2 protein-coding genes are annotated in these 1,375 nt (G+C 70.0%); one reads left to right on the top strand and one right to left on the bottom strand.

The genetic code is table 11. From position 1 onward, the window contains the following. A partial coding sequence (locus JCM9942_RS15920) for a glycoside hydrolase family 2 protein (RefSeq protein ID WP_304941163.1) occupies positions 1-403 on the top strand: 403 nt, incomplete at its 5' end. A gap of 213 nt (positions 404-616) precedes the next feature. Here JCM9942_RS15920 and JCM9942_RS15915 read toward each other — a convergent pair. Then, positions 617-1,375 (bottom strand): helicase-related protein (locus JCM9942_RS15915; RefSeq protein ID WP_256202407.1); only part of this gene is annotated, 759 nt, incomplete at its 5' end.

Here is a 1,375-nt window from a genome sequence, read left to right as displayed (position 1 = left end):
CGCTGGCGCCGCAGTCGGCTACCGCGGTGGCGCGGTTGAGCGATGCCGAACTGCTGCAGGGCGCGACCCGCGCCGCAGCGTGGCGGTGTTCGATCTCATGCGCGACGGGACGTTGCTGGCGCAGCGGCTGGTGTACTTCACCGCCGCCAAGGACCAGGCACTGGCGGCCGGTCAGCTGCAGACCGAGCTGCGTGCGGTGGGCGATCACCACGTGCTGCAGCTGCGCAGCGCCGGGCTGGTGCGGGGGATCTGGATCGGTTTCGACAAAAACGTGGCCAGCGTCGAGGACAACGCCTTCGACCTGCTGCCGGGCCAGAGCCGCGAGCTGGTGGTGCGCGGCGCCGCGGATCTGGCGACCCTGCGCAAGGCGCTGCAGGTGCGCACGCTGGGCGACACGCTCTAGCTGCTTCCGCCCCCGACAGTTGCACCTGTTCCGGCCGGCCTGCACAGGGTCGGCCGGTGCTTTTTTTGTCTGTAGGCCGGGCAACGCCAACGGCCGCACCCGGGAAACCCCGCCGTGCCGGCATCGAGCAAATCCCGGCTGCGCTTCGCTTACCCGGGCGACAACGCGGCCTATGCGCCGGCTGATGTTGTCCGGGGTGCCGGCGGGCCGACGTCAGTAGAGATCCAGCGGGTCCACATCCAGCGACCAGCGCACGCGCCGCGCCTGCGGCAGGGCGTACACCTGCGCCATCAGCGCATCGAGCAGGCCATGCAAGGGCCGCCGCTGTTCGGCTGACAGCAACAACTGCGTGCGCTGGAAACCGGCCCGGCGCGGCATCGGTGCCGGCATCGGTCCGAAGCGCTCGACCCCGTTGCCGGCCGCAATCAGGTTTCTTACCGCGCTGAGAAAGTCGTTGGCCTGTTCGACCTGTTTGGCTTCGGCGCGCAGCAGCGCCAGATGCGCGAACGGCGGGAAGCCGGCGGCTTCACGCTGGCCCAGTTCGGCCTCGGCAAAGGCGTGGTAGCCGCCGTTGACCAGCGTGTGCAGCAGCGCGTTGTCCGGGTGGTGGGTCTGCAGCCAGACCTCCCCCGGGCGTTCGGCGCGGCCGGCGCGGCCGGCGACCTGGATCAGCTGCTGGGCCAGTTTTTCGCTGGCGCGGAAATCGGCCGAGAACAGCCCCTCGTCGATGCCCACCACCACCACCAGCGTGAGTTTGGGAAGATCGTGGCCCTTGGCCAGGATCTGTGTGCCGACCAGGATGCCGGGTTGATCGCCGAGCGTGGCCAGGGTCTGCTCCAGCGCATCGCGGCGCGCGGTGGTGCTGCGGTCGATGCGCAGCACCGGGTGATCGGGAAACAGCTGCAGCAGCCGTTCTTCCAGCCGCTCGGTACCGATGCCCTGGGGCTGCAGCGCCAGGCTGGCGCAATCCGG

Source organism: Stenotrophomonas pictorum JCM 9942, assembly GCF_001310775.1.
Classification (GTDB): domain Bacteria; phylum Pseudomonadota; class Gammaproteobacteria; order Xanthomonadales; family Xanthomonadaceae; genus Stenotrophomonas; species Stenotrophomonas pictorum.
Note: the sequence above shows the minus strand (reverse complement) of the source record. Positions and strands in the feature narration are given on the sequence as shown.